The organism is Daejeonella sp. (genome assembly GCF_044348475.1).
In the GTDB taxonomy this organism is placed as follows: Bacteria; Bacteroidota; Bacteroidia; order Sphingobacteriales; family Sphingobacteriaceae; genus Daejeonella.
Window position 1 is genome coordinate 32961 of record NZ_JBIKSU010000012.1, and the last position, 18158, is coordinate 51118.

17 protein-coding genes are annotated in these 18158 nt (G+C 37.1%); 7 read left to right on the top strand and 10 right to left on the bottom strand.

Annotation, left to right across the window (positions count from 1 at the left end; translation table 11 throughout):
- The first annotated feature begins 80 nt into the window (after window positions 1–80).
- Together ACIQZ6_RS04925 and ACIQZ6_RS04930 are read left to right on the top strand one after the other, a co-directional pair.
- Entirely contained in the window at window positions 81–1937 is a 1857-nt protein-coding gene (locus ACIQZ6_RS04925) for a M1 family metallopeptidase (RefSeq protein ID WP_395808784.1), read from the top strand.
- On the top strand, window positions 1934–2668 hold the full coding sequence (locus tag ACIQZ6_RS04930) for a DUF6503 family protein (protein WP_395808786.1): 735 nt from the start codon (window positions 1934–1936) through the stop codon (window positions 2666–2668). Before ACIQZ6_RS04925 ends, ACIQZ6_RS04930 begins: the two co-directional genes overlap by 4 nt.
- Before the next feature lie 49 nt (window positions 2669–2717).
- Here the strand turns inward: ACIQZ6_RS04930 and ACIQZ6_RS04935 are convergent, their stop codons facing one another.
- The 6 genes from ACIQZ6_RS04935 to ACIQZ6_RS04960 all read right to left on the bottom strand — a co-directional run bounded on the left by ACIQZ6_RS04935 (window position 2718) and on the right by ACIQZ6_RS04960 (window position 8722).
- Window positions 2718–3773 (bottom strand): anion permease, encoded by a 1056-nt coding sequence (locus ACIQZ6_RS04935; RefSeq protein ID WP_395808788.1) that lies wholly within the window; start codon window positions 3771–3773, stop codon window positions 2718–2720.
- A gap of 29 nt (window positions 3774–3802) precedes the next feature.
- Window positions 3803–4450, bottom strand: a complete 648-nt coding sequence (locus ACIQZ6_RS04940; protein WP_395808790.1) for a DUF47 domain-containing protein — start codon at window positions 4448–4450, stop codon at window positions 3803–3805.
- Between the two features lie 71 nt (window positions 4451–4521).
- Window positions 4522–5544 (bottom strand): sensor histidine kinase, encoded by a 1023-nt coding sequence (locus ACIQZ6_RS04945; RefSeq protein ID WP_395808832.1) that lies wholly within the window; start codon window positions 5542–5544, stop codon window positions 4522–4524.
- A 206-nt stretch (window positions 5545–5750) separates the two neighbouring features.
- On the bottom strand, window positions 5751–6869 hold the full coding sequence (locus ACIQZ6_RS04950) for an NAD(P)/FAD-dependent oxidoreductase (protein ID WP_395808792.1): 1119 nt from the start codon (window positions 6867–6869) through the stop codon (window positions 5751–5753).
- Entirely contained in the window at window positions 6862–7605 is a 744-nt protein-coding gene (locus ACIQZ6_RS04955; RefSeq protein ID WP_395808794.1) for a methyltransferase domain-containing protein, read from the bottom strand. The genes ACIQZ6_RS04950 and ACIQZ6_RS04955 overlap by 8 nt, the downstream gene beginning before the upstream one ends.
- Window positions 7598–8722 (bottom strand): type III polyketide synthase, encoded by a 1125-nt coding sequence (locus tag ACIQZ6_RS04960; RefSeq protein ID WP_395808796.1) that lies wholly within the window; start codon window positions 8720–8722, stop codon window positions 7598–7600. The genes ACIQZ6_RS04955 and ACIQZ6_RS04960 overlap by 8 nt, the downstream gene beginning before the upstream one ends.
- A gap of 114 nt (window positions 8723–8836) precedes the next feature.
- Between ACIQZ6_RS04960 and ACIQZ6_RS04965 the strand changes: the two genes are divergently transcribed.
- On the top strand, window positions 8837–9721 hold the full coding sequence (locus ACIQZ6_RS04965; protein WP_395808798.1) for a UbiA family prenyltransferase: 885 nt from the start codon (window positions 8837–8839) through the stop codon (window positions 9719–9721).
- Here the strand turns inward: ACIQZ6_RS04965 and ACIQZ6_RS04970 are convergent.
- Genes ACIQZ6_RS04970 through ACIQZ6_RS04980 form a run of 3 tightly spaced genes read right to left on the bottom strand, consistent with a single transcriptional unit; the run spans window position 9714 to window position 11962 of the window.
- Window positions 9714–10166, bottom strand: coding sequence for a gamma-glutamylcyclotransferase (locus ACIQZ6_RS04970; RefSeq protein ID WP_395808800.1), 453 nt, complete (start codon window positions 10164–10166; stop codon window positions 9714–9716). The genes ACIQZ6_RS04965 and ACIQZ6_RS04970 overlap by 8 nt on opposite strands.
- Window positions 10135–10824 (bottom strand): HD domain-containing protein, encoded by a 690-nt coding sequence (locus ACIQZ6_RS04975; RefSeq protein WP_395808802.1) that lies wholly within the window; start codon window positions 10822–10824, stop codon window positions 10135–10137. The genes ACIQZ6_RS04970 and ACIQZ6_RS04975 overlap by 32 nt, the downstream gene beginning before the upstream one ends.
- Entirely contained in the window at window positions 10787–11962 is a 1176-nt protein-coding gene (locus ACIQZ6_RS04980) for a class I SAM-dependent RNA methyltransferase (RefSeq protein ID WP_395808804.1), read from the bottom strand. Before ACIQZ6_RS04980 ends, ACIQZ6_RS04975 begins: the two co-directional genes overlap by 38 nt.
- Before the next feature lie 143 nt (window positions 11963–12105).
- Here ACIQZ6_RS04980 and ACIQZ6_RS04985 point away from each other — a divergent pair, with 143 nt between their 5' ends.
- Window positions 12106–12471 (top strand): DUF3127 domain-containing protein, encoded by a 366-nt coding sequence (locus ACIQZ6_RS04985; RefSeq protein ID WP_395808806.1) that lies wholly within the window; start codon window positions 12106–12108, stop codon window positions 12469–12471.
- A 71-nt stretch (window positions 12472–12542) separates the two neighbouring features.
- Here ACIQZ6_RS04985 and ACIQZ6_RS04990 read toward each other — a convergent pair whose 3' ends face one another.
- Window positions 12543–13490 (bottom strand): T9SS type A sorting domain-containing protein, encoded by a 948-nt coding sequence (locus ACIQZ6_RS04990; RefSeq protein WP_395808808.1) that lies wholly within the window; start codon window positions 13488–13490, stop codon window positions 12543–12545.
- Between the two features lie 178 nt (window positions 13491–13668).
- Here ACIQZ6_RS04990 and ACIQZ6_RS04995 point away from each other — a divergent pair, with 178 nt between their 5' ends.
- From ACIQZ6_RS04995 to ACIQZ6_RS05005, 3 genes are read left to right on the top strand one after another with little or no spacing between them, the layout of a single operon-like run.
- Complete coding sequence (locus ACIQZ6_RS04995) at window positions 13669–15501, top strand: sensor histidine kinase (RefSeq protein WP_395808810.1); 1833 nt, start codon at window positions 13669–13671, stop codon at window positions 15499–15501.
- Between the two features lie 54 nt (window positions 15502–15555).
- Window positions 15556–16251: a response regulator transcription factor gene (locus ACIQZ6_RS05000; RefSeq protein ID WP_395808812.1), complete on the top strand. Its 696-nt coding sequence runs from the start codon at window positions 15556–15558 to the stop codon at window positions 16249–16251.
- 39 nt (window positions 16252–16290) lie between these two features.
- Window positions 16291–18141, top strand: coding sequence for a DUF4153 domain-containing protein (locus ACIQZ6_RS05005; protein ID WP_395808814.1), 1851 nt, complete (start codon window positions 16291–16293; stop codon window positions 18139–18141).
- The last annotated feature ends 17 nt before the right edge of the window (window positions 18142–18158 follow it).

Sequence of the window (18158 nt, forward strand, 5' to 3'; positions counted from 1 at the left end):
AATTTTGTCTAGTTTTTAATTCAACCTTCAAGAGATTATCGGCACCAAAAATTGTGTAAATTTGATTTTAAATCTTAAAAATGAGGAAGTTAATTCTATTAATTCCAGTATTATTTGCCCTTTCGTGTCAACAAAAAGCTTCAGATAAAAATGCTGCACCGGCTATCGTTAAAGATGTTCATTCATTTGCAGAACCTGAAAAAGCAATTGTAAAGCATCTTGATTTGGAGCTCAATGTCGATTTTTCAACACAATTAATTTCCGGAAAAGCCTCATGGACCATAGAAAATACTTCAGGTGCAACTGAAATAATATTTGATAGCCGACAGCTGCAGATCCAAAAGGTAACATTAGGTGTTAATGAGACAGAAACAACATTCACCCTTGGCGATGAGGTAAAATATCTTGGACAGCCATTGCGCGTCAAGATTGATCCATCTACCACAAGAGTTAGTATTTACTATTCTGCTTCAAAAGATGCAGCAGCTATTCAATGGCTTAATCCACAGCAAACAGCAGGTAAAAAATATCCTTTTTTGTTTACCCAAAGCCAGGCCATACTGGCCCGTACTTGGATACCTTGCCAGGATAGCCCAGGTATTCGGTTCACTTATACTGCAAAAATTAGCGTTCCAAAAGATTTGCTGGCTGTAATGAGTGCCCAAAATCCGCAGTCAAAAAATGCTGAAGGTATCTATAACTTTAAGCAGCCTAATCCTATCCCATCTTATTTAATGGCACTGGCAATTGGTGATCTTGAATTTAAATCAATTGATGGCCGTACAGGGGTTTATGCAGAGCCTGTTACCCTAAGTAAAGCAGCTTATGAATTTGCTGATATGGGAAAAATGGTTAATTCGGCAGAGAAGATTTATGGCCCTTATAAATGGGGCCGCTATGATGTGATTGTGCTTCCTCCGAGTTTTCCATTTGGAGGGATGGAAAATCCAATGCTAACATTTTTAACCCCGACTTTGATTGCTGGCGACCGTTCTTTAGTAAGCGTTATTGCACATGAACTTGCACATAGCTGGAGTGGTAACCTAGTTACTAATTCTACATGGAATGATTTCTGGTTAAATGAAGGATTTACAACCTATTTTGAACGTCGTATTGTAGAAGATGTTTATGGAAAAGACGAAGCCGGAATGCAGGAACTTCTAGGTTATAATGGTTTACAAGAACTTATAAAAGAGATGGGCAAAACAAACCCAGATACAAAATTGAAAGGTAATTATGAAGGTCGTGACCCCGATGAAGGTGTGAGTGATATTGCCTATGAAAAGGGATATTCATTTCTAAGAACAATTGAAGATGCTGTTGGACGCAAAAAATTTGATATTTTTTTAAATGAATATTTTAATGCTCATGCGTTTAGGTCAGTTACCAGTGAAGTATTCCTTAATGATTTGGAAACCAAACTTTTAAAAGGAGATAAAGTCCTGAAAGATAAAATAGACCCCAACCTATGGGTTTATCAGCCTGGCCTCCCTTCAAATTCGCCTGCAGTTGGATCTGTTAAGTTTAAGGCATTGGATACCTTGCTTGTAAAATGGGCAGCTTTAGCTAATGCCGACGTTTTTAAATCTGCAAAACTCTCGTCAAATGAATCGCTCTACCTGATTAGTCATTTGCCAGAGAACACCACTATTGATCAAATGAAAGTGCTTGATCAGGTCTTTAAATTTACAAGCTCAGGAAATGCAGAAATTCAATCAGCATGGTATGTTCTTTCCATTAAAAAAGGATATCAGCCTGCCAATAAAAACATAGAAGCTTTTTTGACTACTGTTGGTCGCCGTAAATTCTTAATGCCACTGTATAAAGAATTGGTAAAGACTCCTGAAGGTAAAAAATGGGCAAAAAGAATCTATGTGCAAGCGCGACCAAATTATCATTCAGTTGCTTATAACACGATAGACGAATTATTGAAATGAAAAATTACTTAACCTTGATCACTCTATTCTATCTTTTTTCTGCCTGTTCAGACGCACAGGATCCAGATAAGATAATTGATAAAAGTATAGCTTATTATCATATGGATAAATTGAAGAATTCAAGTCTAGAATTTATTTTTAGAAAAGCAAAGTTCAAGGCAATGCAAAAGGATGGTCAATTTAAGTATGAACGTACCTTTTCTGATTCGACAGGCAATGTGCACGATATATTGACCAATGATGGATTTAGAAGAATATTGAATGGCAAAGAGTTAAGTCTGGATAGTATTGATTATGCCAAGTATTCACAATCTTTGAATGCGGTGATCTATTTTCTATACCTTCCGCTTAAGTTGAATGATCCTTCGGTAGTAAAGAACTATGTTGGTGAAATTAGCATAAAAGGAAAAACCTATCATAAACTTAAAATTTCATTTGATCAGGGCAAGGGTGGAGCTGACCATAAGGATGTATATTATTATTGGTTTGATACAGAAGATTATAGTATGGATCATTTTGCTTACAGTTCTGGAGGAAACAGGTTCAGAGAAGTGCTAAGAACTCAGCGTGCAGGAGGAGTCATCTTTCAAGACTATATCAACTATCAAATGCCTTTGGATGACTCTATCACCTCGGTATTAAACTACGATAGCTTGTATAACGCCGGAAAACTGAGGGAATTATCCAGAATCGAATTATTAGACATGGTTTTAACTGAACCTAAGCATTAAGCAGTTGGCCTGAACCGTTTTTATTGAAATTAGCAGAAAACGGATACGCTTAAAGAAATAGGCTTAGGATATAATATAAGCTTGCCGCCAATACTGCAGAAACTGGAATGGTTAAAATCCAGGCCCACATCAGGCTGATCGTGATACCCCATCTAACCGCTGATACACGTTTGCTTAATCCTACTCCAATGATCGCACCGGTGATGGTATGAGTAGTTGAAACTGGTATTTTAAAATGTTCTGTCATGAACAAGGTGATTGCGCCGGCGGTTTCTGCAGCAACTCCCTCTAATGGAGTTACTTTAGTAATCTTGGTACCCATTGTCTTAACAATCTTCCATCCGCCGCTCATGGTTCCTACTGCAATTGATGTATAACATGCAATGGGTATCCATTCGGGTATGTGATTGATCTTTACTTTTCCTTCAACTACAGTATAACCAACCTGAAGCCAATGATCTAAGGTGCTCATCTCAAGATGGGCGTCTTTAAGATATACAATGATAGCCGCAGCAATGATTCCCATTACTTTTTGAGCATCATTTCCACCATGTCCAAGACTAAATAATGCCGAGGATACTAATTGTAATTTTTTAAACCACCATTCTGCACGCGATGGATTTGCATAACGACAGATGTTCACAATGATCACAGTAATAAAGTAGGCCATAATCATACCGATTATTGGTGCCAAAACAATAAAAGCTGCAACCTTACCAATCACGCCTAAATTGATGACATCCAATCCTCCGTGTGCAACTGCAGCTCCTGCAAAGCCTCCAATAAGGGTATGAGATGAACTGGATGGAATTCCAAACCACCAGGTAAATAAGTTCCAGCAAATTGCTGCTAATACTCCCGCAAGAATTACCACGAGATTGATATTCATTGTATCGGCAGTTTTGGCTACGGTATCTGCAACATTTAAACTGAATATCCAGTAAGCAAGAAAATTAAAAAAAGCTGCCCAAACAACTGCCTGGAAAGGGGTTAAAACTTTGGTAGAAACAACCGTTGCAATTGAATTGGCTGCATCATGAAACCCATTGATGTAATCAAATACTAATGCTAAAACAATGATTACAATTAAAAGTGTAAATCCCATAAGGCAGATGTACTATCGTTTTGAGGTTCTTAAGCGTTCTTTACAAGAATGGATTCAAGTACATTGGCTGCATCTTCACACATATCAGTAGCGGTTTCCAATGCAGAAAGTACTTCTTTATATTTGATCAGATTAACTGCATCTTTCTCATTATCAAAAAGATCACCAACTGCTTTATCAAAAACATAATCAGCTTGATTCTCAATGCTGTTGATGCGTACGCATGAATCTGCAATTAAACGTATATTTTTAAGGTTACGAAGCTCATGAATTGCTTTATGAAGGTCTTGGCAAGCTTGTAAGATTAGGTTGGAAAGTTCTTTTATTGGAGGAGTAATTATTGTTACATTATAAAGGTCCATACGGCTTGCTGATCCATGAATATAGTCAGCAATGTCATCAATAGCACTCGCTAATCTGTGTATATCCTCTCTATCAAAGGGAGTGATAAAGTTTTTACTGAGTTCTAGGTGTATTTGGTGAGTAATCTCATCTCCTGTATGCTCTAGATCTGATATATCTTTAAAAAGTTCTTTACGCCTTGTAAGGTCTTCAGTATTAACTGCTTCTACTAGCTTTTCACCTAACTTTATCAAGTTAGCGCTATCTTGTTCAAACAGAGGAAAGAATTTTTTATCCTTAGGAATAAAATATTGGAAAATACTGTTTAATGACATATCTATGATTTTAAATATTTTCCTAAGTTACAATAGAAATGTTAAGATAATGTTAACCTTTTAGCGATTTTTTATGTCCTGGCAAGCGTAAAGCCAAATGTTGAGCCAATATTTTCTGTACTTCTGACAGTTATAGTTTGTTCATGAGCTTCAACAATATGCTTGACAATGGCAAGGCCCAGTCCTGATCCTCCAATGTCTCGTGAGCGACTTTGGTCGGTACGATAGAATCGTTCAAATAGCCTTGGGAGATATTTCTCTTCAATTCCAATTCCGTCATCAGTTATTTCAACTAGTATCTGATCATGTAACTGGAATGTTTTGATATGAGTATTACCCGGATTGTTTCCGTATTTGAATGAATTGCCCAACAGGTTGACCAAAACCTGTCTGATTTTTTCACGATCAGCATTAACCCAGGTAGGCGTTTTATATTTTTCCTGAAAGTGAACGGTTATATTATATTTTTTTGACTTTAACTCAAGTGAATCATTAACCTCATTGATTAGTTCTACCAGATCAAATTTTTCAAATTGAACGGGTAGTTCGCCACTTTCCAGTTTCGAAATTGCATCCAGATCTTTAATGAAAGATGCAAGCCTGTCTACATTATTAGATGCCTTTTCAAGAAAACGCTTTGCTAGTTCAGAATCTTCAATATCTCCATCTTGTAGGGCCTCAATATATCCCTGTATAGCAAAAAGGGGTGTTTTTAATTCATGTGAAATATTCGACAAAAATTCTCTTCTGAATTTTTCTTGTTCCTTTAACTGCTCGATCTCAGTTTTTTTATCTCTTGCCCACTCTTTTACTTCCTGTTCCACATCGTTTATTGGATCGGCACTTACGTATTCACCCAACGCATCTTTGAGGTCTTTGCCTAGCTTAAGATTATGGATCAGTTTATAAATCAGCTTGATCTTGCTGTATACAAAACGCTCAATCAGATAATAAAAAATGAAGTAACTGGTTAGCAGCGAAACAAAAAATGTGATCACCGAATCTAAAATTATCCCCTGAAAATAGAAGTTAATTATCGATAATGATAATGCAACTGTTAATGCATTGATGAACACGAGTACCCATAGTTTCATTCCGCAAATTACTACATATATTTTTATTGCAATTAGTTGCACTGATTTTATTTGGCAATAATTTTAATAGGATGGAGCTGAAATTCTTGAGTTTGATTCAATGCCTTACGATTGGCATCTCAGATATTAAGTGTAGAATTATGCCTGATGCATCCAATATTTGGATATTTACTGAATTTATTTTAAGAAAATCTATACTGTTTCATCTACATAAAAACTTTGCCATGAGTCTTTTTTACTAAACTTTCTGTTAAAGACGGGAACTGCTTTAGGGTGTAAACCGCCATGTCTGAAACAAAAGAACTGCCAAATAATTTCTGTATTAGTCTGCCACTTTTCAATCTAAGTGCAAATTGTTTTTCCCAGCGTAGCGTATAATCCTGTTCTAGTGCTTTTCTGTTAATATCAGATCCTTTTTTTGCAAAACGCATGATACTTTCGGCGAGTATTTTGCCTGAATGAATGGCTATTGCCATACCATTACCGCACAGCGGAGTGATCATTCCGGCAGCGTCACCGCAAAAAAGCAAATGGTTTTCTGTAAGCGTTTTCTGCTCAAAAGAAATTTCATTAATTACCTCTGGCTTTTCAAAAAGAAATTCTGAATTTTTAAATAGGTTGCGCAAATTTGGGTTCCTAAAAAGTACCTGCTCTTCCATCTCATTAATGCTAGCATATTTTTTGAGATTGGCCGTTTCAGAAAGATAACATAGGCAGTATTTATCATCTTCAATCTTACTTACCCCACAATAACCGCCCTCAAAATTATCAAGTCGAATTAAATTCCCGGGAAGGTCTGTTTTAATATGGTATTTAACACCCAAATATGGGCTTCTTTTGTAAAAAAAGTTGCGGGTTAATTTTTGATCCAGATTAGATCTTTTACCGTAAGCTGCAATGGCTATGGCCGATTCAAAAACCTTATTTCCGGAGGTTGAAATTCTGAAGTTCTCTTCAGTAAAAACAAGATCAATGACCTTTTCAAAGATAAATTCTACACCCAGACTTTCTGCATGTTGGTAAAGCAAATGATCAAGTTTGAAACGACTGATACCAAATCCTCCAAGGTTCAGATTGGCTTGAAGAATCTTTCCTGAAACAGATGTCACCGCTAAACGGTTTATTTGGGAAGGCCCCAGTTCAGAAATCTTAATATCTAGCGACTCTAAAAATGGTAAAACCTCATTTGATATATACTCACCGCAAACCCTGTGAAATGGATACTTCTTTTTTTCTATCAATCTGACCTGATATCCATTTTTCTGTAAAAGAATAGCAGAGGTCAAACCTGCCAGACCACCGCCAACAATCAGGATATCACTCACCTTCTATTCCAGGATTTTTATTTCCTGACTCCATGTGTTTGCTACATGCTAGGCATACCTGCCATCTGAATGCCCACATCCATTTGATGGAATAATTATTAAATCCGCCATTTTTGAGCATTTGATTTATTTCTGCCCGTTTAAAACTTCGAAGTACCGATAGTTTTGAATCGTGCTTTACCATTTCAGACTTAGAAAATAAAGTGGTAATTAGGGCTATGGAATGGTAGGCAAACCAATGTCTATGGAGGTCATTGATCACTACATACGAGCTGGCACAATCGGCCATTTTTTGAATTAGACTGATCCAGTTGGGATCGGTAAAATGGTGCGTAAATAGACTTGAAATAACGATATCAAATTGATTTTCAAGTAGTTGTTCACTCATTACATCGGCTAAAATGTAAGAGATCTCCGGAAAATCTGTTGATTTTTTTCGTGCATATTCTATAGCTGATGCTGTAGCATCAACACCTACCAGACTGATTTTCAAATTGCGTTTGCGAGCCCATTTTGCAATTACTCTTAAGGAGTCTCCACCGCCACAACCCCAGTCGCTAATACACATACCATCTTTTAATCCAATCTTTTTAAACGCATTAAAAAAAACAGTATAGCCTCCAAGTAGTTTGTTCACCACTTCAAGCTCATCCATGATTGGGTCAATGATTTCATGGCCAAGAGAAAAATCGTCCATCATTTCATCTTTTGAACTTCGGTTTCTGAAATCAGGCATTGCCAGTTCTTTTTAAGATCATTGATTCAACGGTTAATCCCGGCCCGAAGGCAAAGCCCATTATATTTTCACCTTCAATTCCTTCAGGGTCCATCATTAATTTTTTTAAAACAAATAGTATTGTTACAGATGACATATTGCCGTATTCTCTTAAAACTTCGTAGCCAAAACGATTAGCCATCATTGAAAATCCTAAAGCACTTTCTGCGGCTTCCAGAATTTTTCTACCTCCCGGATGAACGGCAAACTGGCCGATGTCTTTGAATTCGAGTTTTGCTTTTTTTAGCAATTCATTAGAAATGGATTGAATATGTTTTAAAATATACTTGGATACTTTTGATGTTAGTGTCATTTCGAAACCAGCATCACCAACATACCAGCCCATTTCATTTCTAGCTTCTTTCAGAAATTCAGAATAAAATGTATCAAGTGTAAGGCATTTTTTTTTATTCGTTATTTCATTGCTGTTTTCTACCAGTACCGCTGCAGCACCATCCGAAAATAATGAATTTGCAACCCAGTTATCTAGCGTGTTTGCCTTTTGAAAGTGTAGTGTGCAAAGTTCAACAGAAACAATCAGAACTTTGGCCGCTTGATCAGCACGACAAATATAATCAGCTACTTTAAGCGCATTTAATGAGCCATAACAACCCATGAAATTAATACAGGTTCGTTCAATAGTTGAATTTAAACCTAATTTTTCGACCAGTTCAATGTCTATGCCTGGAGCATGCATTCCTGTACAGCTTACGGTAATGAGGTGTGTGATCTTTGATGTCAGGTCATTGCCATGATCTAAAAAACAATCGTTAACCGCCTTAGCTGCTAAATCTGAAGCGGTATCTTGATATAATTGCAAGCGGTCGCGTGTTCCTGGGAATGGTTCAAAGTTTTCGGTTTTGCCAAAAAAGGTATTCTTATGACTTTGCGTTTCGCCAAAATCTGGAATCACCGAATACCGGTGTTCGATTCCAGAATGATCATAAATTTGCTTTAATCTAGCTGCATTTGTAGCATTCAGTCCAAATGCTTTGACCATGAACCTATAGATATCATTTTGAGAGATCCGGTATTTTGGGTTGGCGGTACCAATCGCGCTAATGCAACTACTCATCATTCAGTAAAATACTAAATTTTTATCTTTTTGGATTTAAAGAGCAAAAGATAGACCATAATTAATTCATAATAGATCAAAATCATCCCATTAACGTATTAAATGTTATTTTAGTAAATGATTATTTTCAGAAATTTCTTTCCAACTGCATCTGCTTTTTTGCATTTACGCCTGTTGTTTTCAGTATTTCTGATGCCCGTTTTTCTCTTTGCACTTTCTCAGGTACCGCAGATCAATGTGCAGAATACCGTCTTCACATTTATTATTTGGCATTTATTGGTTTACCCTGCCAGCAATGGCTATAACAGTTATTTTGACAAAGATGAAGGCAGTATTGCGCTTATAGAAACCCCGCCACCAGTTGATAAAAGCCTGTATAATTTTTCGTTATTTCTTGATATTTTAGCCCTATTGCTTGCTCTTTATGTTGGTTGGATCTTATTTTTTGCAGTATTATTTTATGGGGTTATTTCTAAAATGTATAGCCATCCCACCTTCCGATTTAAGAAATATCCCCTACTAAGTTTTCTGATCGTATTTATTTTTCAGGGAGCTTTTGTGTATTGGAGTACTTATGCTTCAATATCAGGATTAAATACCTTGGAGGGATGGAATTTCAATTTTACCCTTGCCGGATTGATTTGCTCTTGTCTAATTGGGGCTACTTATCCGCTAACGCAGGTTTATCAGCATGAAGAAGATTCAAATCGGGGCGATAAAACCCTGAGTATTGTCTTAGGTATTCGAGGTTCTTTTTATTTCTCTGCACTGCTGTTCTTGTGCTCTTCCATGCTGCTTTATTTTTATTGGGACAGATTAGAAATGAGCACTAATTTTTGGATTTTTCTTGCTTTGGCATCACCTGTTTTTATTCTGTTTAGCAATTGGTTTTTTGCTGTTTACCGTGACCCATCTAAGGCAAACTTTAAGAATATGTCGCGCATGACACTTTTGAGCAGTATAATGATGCTCATCTATTTTGGTTTACTGAATATTATTTAGACATCGAAACTACAAACTCAAGGTACTCCTGAGGTAGTTTATGTTCTTTAGCTCCTTCGGTAATACTTTTTAAATAGTCTTTTGCTGGATAAATATTTTCATCATCCTGATCAGATATAAATGTTAAAGCCGGAACATTACCCGTTTCCGTTTCAATAGTAACATTGATTATACGATAGCCGGGCTCTGTAGATAGAAGCGCGTCTTTATATTTATTCTCAATTTCATAAATAGTGCCAAATACATCTTCAGATTCTGAAACAATAATATTAGCTCTTGCTGTGCCTTCTGCATTTTTAAAATTAAAGCGAAAGCCGTAATCCAACAGTCTGCCTTGTCCAAAATTTTGAATTTTACTTCCTGTTTTTTGCTCCAGAGTACTTTTTTTCAAGTTACTTGCATAAGCAAAATAGTTAAAGCTGTTCGTGTTCTCCATTCCACTCATTGTAAAATTGTTTAAGGTATGTTAGCATAAACTGATGCCGCTCTTCTGCGATTTTTAGGCCTGTATCTGTATTCATTTTATCTTTTAACAGCAGCAGTTTTTCGTAAAAGTGATTAATGGTTGGGGCATCCGATTTTTTATATTCCTCTTTACTCATAGTTAGTGCTGGAGGAATGTCGGGATTGTATAATTCTCTGTTTTTGAACCCCCCGTAGGTAAATGCCCTTGCAATTCCTATGGCTCCAATAGCATCTAGGCGATCTGCATCCTGAACTACTTCCATTTCTTTGGAATGGAAATCGACCTGACCTAGGCTTGCTTTGAATGACATATTCCGTATAATCTGCTGAATATGAATGATGATTGTTTCTTCTAGTCCTATTGATTTTAGAAATTCTCCTGCCCGCTGTGGGCCAATTTCTTCATCCCCATCATGGAACTTGCTATCTGCAATATCATGAAGCAGGGCGGCAAGTTCGATAATAAAGGTGTCTGCCTGCTCTGTCTTTGAGATCAGGATCGCATTGTTCCATACGCGCTGAATATGCCACCAGTCATGTCCACTTTCTGCACCCTGCAGCGTTTGCTGAACAAACTGCACAGTTTGGCTAATAATTTTTTTATTCTGCAGGCTTTGGCTCTCTTTTGCTACCTTCATATAACTCGTATTCCAATAATCTGCAGTCCAGTTTACCATTATAGAATTCGATCCTTCGATCTGCCCGAAGTCCGATCTTTTTTGCCAGATCAGGGTTTCCTGTAAAAATATAACCGCGGTAACCTTTGCATTTCTGCTTCATAAAATCACCAATGCGTTTATAGGTTGCTTCCAATTTTGAATGAACTCCCAGTCGTTCGCCATATTCCGGATTGAACATGACCACACCAGAGCCTTCAGGAACTTCGGTATCTGCGAAATCACAAACAGAAAAATCAATTAAGTGATCAACACCTGCAGTACGTGCATTTTTAATAGAAATATCAATCGCATCTTCAGAAATATCAGTTGCTACAATTCTAAAATCAATTTCACGTTTAGCCTGATCCTTTAACTTGCGTCTTTCAGTAAAGAACACCTCTTCTTCATATCCAATAATATGCATAAAGCTGTAATTCATACGGAACAAGCCAGGGGTTTTATCGCAGGCAAGTAGTGCTGCTTCAATAGCAAGGGTGCCTGATCCGCACATGGGTACTACAAAAGAACTCTTTTTATCCCAACCTGTTGCCATGATCGTACCTGCTGCCAAGGCTTCAAGCATCGGCGCTTTTCCCGGAATTTTTCGGTAACCATGTTTGGCAAGCGTTTCGCCAGAGGTATCAATAAATACCTCTGCATCATTTTCTTTCCAGTACAGATGAATTACTGCTTTGTTTGCTTCGGGTCCGGTATTTGGCCTAATTTCTTTTTTTTCTTTGATGCGATCAACAATTGCATCTTTCACTTTTAGGTTTGCAAAAAGTGGAGTGGTGATTGTTTCGTTATCCACAGTAGAGCTAACCGAGAAATATCCGGTAAAATCGATGAGTTCTTCCCATGCAATTTCAAGCAATTCTTTGTAAAGCCGGGCAGGGTTTTCGGCTGTGAAGGCCTTTATTGAATATAAAACCTGACTGGCACAGCGCAGATTAAGATTTAATGGGATGCAATCATTCAAAGTGCCTTCCAGTTCTAGGCCGGTAGAGAATGTCCTGATTATTTGATAACCTAGGGCTTCAACTTCCTGCTGCAGATACGCTGAAAGGCGATTGTTGCAGGTAATGACGATCTTGCTTTTTGTGTGGAAAACTTGCATAATAATTTGCGAAGTTAACAATTAAAAACTGCCTGAATTTTATACTTTTACAAAGTGTATTCAATAACAGGTTTGTGTTGCATACTTTCCTGATCAGCTTCAGGAATTAAAAAATTGAGTTTGTTCATAAATAGATAAATACAATGGAAGTTAAAGGAAAAGTACATGAAATCTCACAGGTAATTACAGTGAGTGAAAAGTTCAAAAAACGTGAGCTTATACTGGAATACGCAGAGAATCCTACCTATCCGGAATATGTGAAGTTTGAAGCAGTGCAGGATAAGGTAAATTTGTTCGACAACATTAAAGTTGGCGACAATGTTGAATTGTTTTTCAATCTTCGCGGACGTCCATGGACAGATAAAACAGGTAAGACCTCTTATTTTAATACCCTTTCTGTTTGGAGATTAACACCGCTTGGCGCAGCTGAAGGCGCTTCTGCCGCTCCTGAATACGCTACTCCGGTAGATATCAGTGCTGCTCCAGATGATGATGATCTGCCATTTTAATTAAGATTTACTTGAATTAAAAAAGCCCCGTTCTTGATCAAGAACGGGGCTTTTTATTTCTCAATAAACAATTAATTTTTAATAAGTTTTTTAACAAACCATCCATCATTCTGTTTGATGCTGATGTAGTAAATGCCATTTTTAGGCAAACTGATTTGCTTCATATAATTTCCAGAAAAATTGGCGGCTTCATCGGTATAAATCTGATTCAGCTGACTGTCTAAAACTTTTACTTTTACTGGACCGCGACTTTCCATATTGAATGAAAGTCCGAGTTTGCCAGTAGAAAAATTAGGGAAAAGCGTAAGGTCTTCCACATTCAATGCAGATGTCATGCTTTCACTGCCTGTGATCTTCTTTAATGGGTCTTTTTCTGCGTCAATTATGCGCAGATTCATCCTGCTAGAGATGCCATCTTTATCTACTTGATTGTAATTAAAGGATGATGAATTTTTTCTTTCTGCTGCTCCTGGCATCATGCGTCGTTCAAAAATCGTTGGTGGAGTATTTGGCCCACTCATGCCAGGTCCATTAAAATTTCTGTTCATGGTTATGATGCGTTTCCTCAAATTACTATCCAAGCCTGTACCTTTAAATATAAATCCATTGACCAATGTGTCAACATTGAGATCATCCCCTTCGAATTCAAACATTTGGATATCGCCCGGCATATTTTTTTCTACTCTGAGTTCAAATTCTTTTGGATTTTCATTATTCCAATTTAATATAGGAGCCTCTTTACTAGTCCTTTTCCGAATAATAACCCGACTTTCAGTATTCCCTTCAAGGCCTTTAGTATTGCTCTCCATCTCACTGAATTCTTTTCTTAGACGGATGCGTTCTTGTTTATCTACTTCACTTAGCTTTTTGCCATTGATAATGGTATCACCATTGCTTATAACAATACTTCTGATTACTCTTTTTTCTTGCTGCGCTTTAACTGATGATCCAGAACTGATCATGATCAGGGCAAAAAATCCCATTAAAAGCAGATGAGGATTAAGGATATACTTTTTCATAATTGAATAGTTTTTAATATGTATAAATATAATTAAAGCTGTTAAATGAAAATTAATTTGAATTAAACAATTTCTTTAGACAAAACTATAGACTTGATTTTTATGATTTTGTTAATGCTTTGTTAAAATATGTTAAAAGTAAATTGACATAGAGCATGTTGCGTATTTTTGCGATGGCATGAAAAGAAAAAGTATCAGTTTGATTATCGGATTAATGGCAATTGCCTTGCTCGGAGTAATGGGCATGCAATGGTACTTTTTCAGGCAATCTTATCAGTTACAATCGCGTTTATTTGATCAATCGGTTCATGAAGCTCTCAACAATGTAGTAGACCGCCTGGCTAAAAGAGATGCGAACAGTTTTTTGGAAAAAAAAGCTGCATTTATTGCGCTTCCCAAACCCGCAATTTCTGAAGGTATACCCCAATTAGTATCGGTACCTAAAAGGCCTCAAAAAATGCGAAAGCGAAGTACAAGGCTTTCGGATGCCAATTATTTGTTAACAGAGCAACGAAAAGCCGACAGTGTTTTTCGGTTAAGAGACAGCATACTCCGAGCACGTTATCCTAATATGCTTTCGTTTAATGATGTGGTTAGCCAGTCTGAGTTGAAAGATCTTAAGTACAATTTTCAGGTTGATGTATTTCAGGTTGAAGATGCCTTTGGGCAGATTCATGAACAAACCCAAAGAACCATTACAAGAGCTTTTAATGGGAATCCACCGCCCTCAAATACTGTTTTACCAGATTCTGTTACTCAATATATCGTTTTCGATCCTATTGAGGGCACTTTTTTACGGACTATTCCTAGGCCACGAATGAAAAATTTAGTAAGGAATGACACTGGGCCTGAAAAAGACAATACGGTGCAGAAAGTGAAACAATATTTTGCCGAAGGAAATACTAATAAAGAAGAAGTATTCAAGGATCTATATCAGGAATATCGGGAAGTTAATGTTCCTCTGAACAAACGGGTACATCCACAAACCCTTGATTCAATGCTTCGTGCCGAATTGAGAAACCTGTCAATATTCAGTGAATTTGAATTTAAGGTAACATCGGCTAAGCGCGATTCTATTATTTTTACCCGTGCTTCTAATCGTGCAGCATTTTTACCGGCCAATAGCTATGAGACTCCTCTTTTTCCTAAAGATATGATTCGTGATCCAGGGATGCTGACCATTACTTTCCCTGATAAGAACAATATTATTTTGTCAAACCTGACTGCCATGATGGGGCTTTCAGGAAGCTTATTACTGGTACTGATCTTTAGCTTTGGGTATACTATTCACTCTATATTGATGCAGAAAAAGATCTCTGAGATGAAAACTGATTTTATCAATAATATGACTCATGAGTTTAAAACTCCGGTGGCAACTATTATGATCGCAAGTGAGGCATTGAAAGATCCCGAACTTACATCAGATAAAAGAAGCATAGACCGGCTTGCCAATATAATTTATGATGAAAACGTTCGCCTAGGAAGTCATATTGAACGCGTGTTGAATATCGCTAAAATTGAAAAAGGCGATCTTAAATTGGAGCATAAAGAAGTTGAGATGAATGATCTTTTGGCCGCCATAGTTGACAGCATGTCTTTGCAGCTTCAAAAACGCAATGCAACTATTGAACTTGATTTGAGTGCACACCGGGCTGTTGTAATGGGCGATGAGCTGCATTTATCAAATGTGATCTTTAACTTACTTGATAATGCTAACAAATACAGTCCGTCGAATCCGCAGATAAAGATCAGTACCTTTAGCTCAGGCAAGAATTTGATCATCAGGGTGGCAGATCAAGGGATAGGAATGAGCAAAGATCAGCTTTCAAAAATATTTGACCAGTTTTACCGCATCCCAACAGGTAATTTGCATGATGTAAAAGGATTTGGATTGGGTTTGAGCTATGTGAATAATATAGTTAAGGGCCTAAATGGAACAATTAAGGTAAAAAGTGAGAAAGATGTGGGGTCTGAATTTGAGATCAGTTTACCTCTCAAATTAGGAGCCTAGGTTGGCCCTTAAGTAATAATATAAAATTAGTTTTTCCGTTTCTGGGATTTCCATATGAAAAGAATTTTATTAGCTGAAGATGACCCGAATCTGGGTATGCTTTTACAAGATTACCTTCAGTTGAAGGGAAAATTTGAGGTAGTACTTTGTCAGGATGGAGAAGAGGCTTCTCGTGCGTTCACTAGAGAGCATTTTGATATCTGTATTTTTGATGTGATGATGCCTAAAAAGGATGGATTTACGCTAGGCAAAGAAATACGTAGTATAAACCCTGGTATTCCAATCATATTTGCAACCGCCAAGGCCATGATAGAAGATAAGGCTGAAGCGTATAATTTGGGAGGCGATGATTATATCACTAAGCCATTCCGGATCGAGGAACTACTTTTGCGAATCAATGCCCTCCTAAAAAGAGTTGCAGAGCCGGGTAAGACCGAAGCTTCTGATATTCCTTCGAAATTTGAGATTGGAAATTATAAATTCGATTATACTGCTCAGCTGATAACCCATGGCGAAGCCCAGCAAAAGGTTTCAACCAAAGAGGCCGAACTGCTTCGATTATTATGCCTGAAAAAAAATGAGGTTTTAACTAGAGAAGAGGCTTTATTATCTATTTGGCATGATGATAATTATTTCAATGGCCGAAGCATGGACGTATTTCTGAGCAAATTGCGTAAGTATTTAAAAGAAGACCCAAGAGTTGAAATCATCAATGTACATGGTAAAGGGTATAAGCTTCTGGTTAGCTAAGATCAATCGGTTTTCTGTATATTTGGTAAAAAACTGTTTATGAAATACCCATCCTTAGAGGCTCTTTTTCAGTCATTTAAAAAGGCTCTTTTCCGTTTCCCGCTCGAAATACTGTTTGCCTTGATAGGTACGTTGTGTGCCACGATCTCTATTGAAATTGTTGATCTCAACCTTACTACAGAAAGCTATTTAATCAGGCTGATTCTAGTTTCAGTTCTTGGCCTTTCTTTATCCTTGTCTGCCACATTATTTTCAGAGAGCCGGGCAATTAAAAACGCCTCAAAGTACGTGTTAAGGTTAGTGGTTATAGCATTATGTACCAGCTTATTTTTCTTGCTTGATCCTTTAAAGCAAGAATCAGATATTCTAAAATTTTTGTTGCTGGCTCTTTCATCTCATCTTCTTGTTTCATTTTCTGCTTACGCCTATTCAGGATTTATCCATGCTTTCTGGGTGTTTAACAAAACAATTTTCTTGCGGTTTTTAACCGGAGGCCTGTACAGTGCCGTACTATTCCTAGGACTTTCAGCAGCCATTGGATCGATGAACTTTCTGTTCAATTTCAATTTTGAGTGGGACACATTCGTCATTCTGTGGATCTGGACAGTGGGAATGTTTCAAACGATATTTTTTCTGTCAGGTGTACCTGAAAACCTTTTTATACTTGAAGAAGATAAAAGCTATCCCAGAGGGTTAAAGGTTTTTACCCAATATGTACTTATACCGTTAGCTACAGTTTATTCTTTAATTTTATTGGCCTATGAAGCTAAAATCCTCATAGAATGGGAACTTCCAAAAGGCCTGGTTGCAAATCTGATTTTAGGATATGCGGTATTCGGGATTTTGTCATTATTACTGATCTATCCAGTACGGAATCTGGATGAGAATAAATGGCTGAAGAAATTCAGTCAGAGCTTTTATTATGTTCTTATCCCCTTAATTGCATTATTGATTTGGGCAATTCTTGCCAGAATAATTGATTATGGTATTACAGAAGAACGATACTTTTTAATGGTTCTATCAGGGTGGTTAATTTTTATAACTGCTTATTTTCTGATTTCAAAAAGCCATAATATTATCATCATTCCCTTAAGTCTTTGCATCTTGACAGTTTTATCCGTTTATGGACCACAGGGCGCTTTTCAAACATCAAAGCGTTCACAGCTTAGTGAACTTATCCACTTATTTGAGAAATACGAATCTGCTGATGATGGTAAGATCAAAGCATTAACTCGTGTTCCTGTTAAGGAGGATATGCTCAGGATGGTCAATATTGTGAATTACTTGGTTGATAATCATGGTTTAAAGAGTTTTAATTTGGTGCTTGATCAGAATCTTAATGCTGTAAATGATTCATTGCATGCATTGAACAGATCAAAGAATAAAACTATAAGGATCAATACCTGGGAATTAAGAAGTAATCAAAAGGATTGGCTTTATAAGCAACTCAAGCTCAATTCAGATGATCTTGCAGGTACTAAACTTAATTTAGGGACCAATCTGTTTGAAGCTGAAACTATTGAGCTTAAACCATTGAACAAGGCTGATTTTATGATTCAGGTAAGTCAATATCCTGACTCAGCAAAAAGCATGATCAATAATTCCAGGCTACTGATCTCACAGGTTCAGAATCAAAACAGATTTAAGGTTGAATATGGATCAGAAGTCAACTATTTTTATTTGGATACTCTGATCAACAAGCTTGATGCGGAATTCAAAAAGCAGGAGCCTCTTGCAAATGGACAAGCAGTGTCTGTCTCAAGGAACTTACTCACCCAGAACCTTGAATTAGAGGGCATAGCGCTAGAAATTCTGTGGAATAACCTAAACTATAATGATCAAAAGAAATTGATCTCAGCCAATGGCGATGCCCTCATTAAAATGAAGTAAGGTTTTAAATTTCTGCT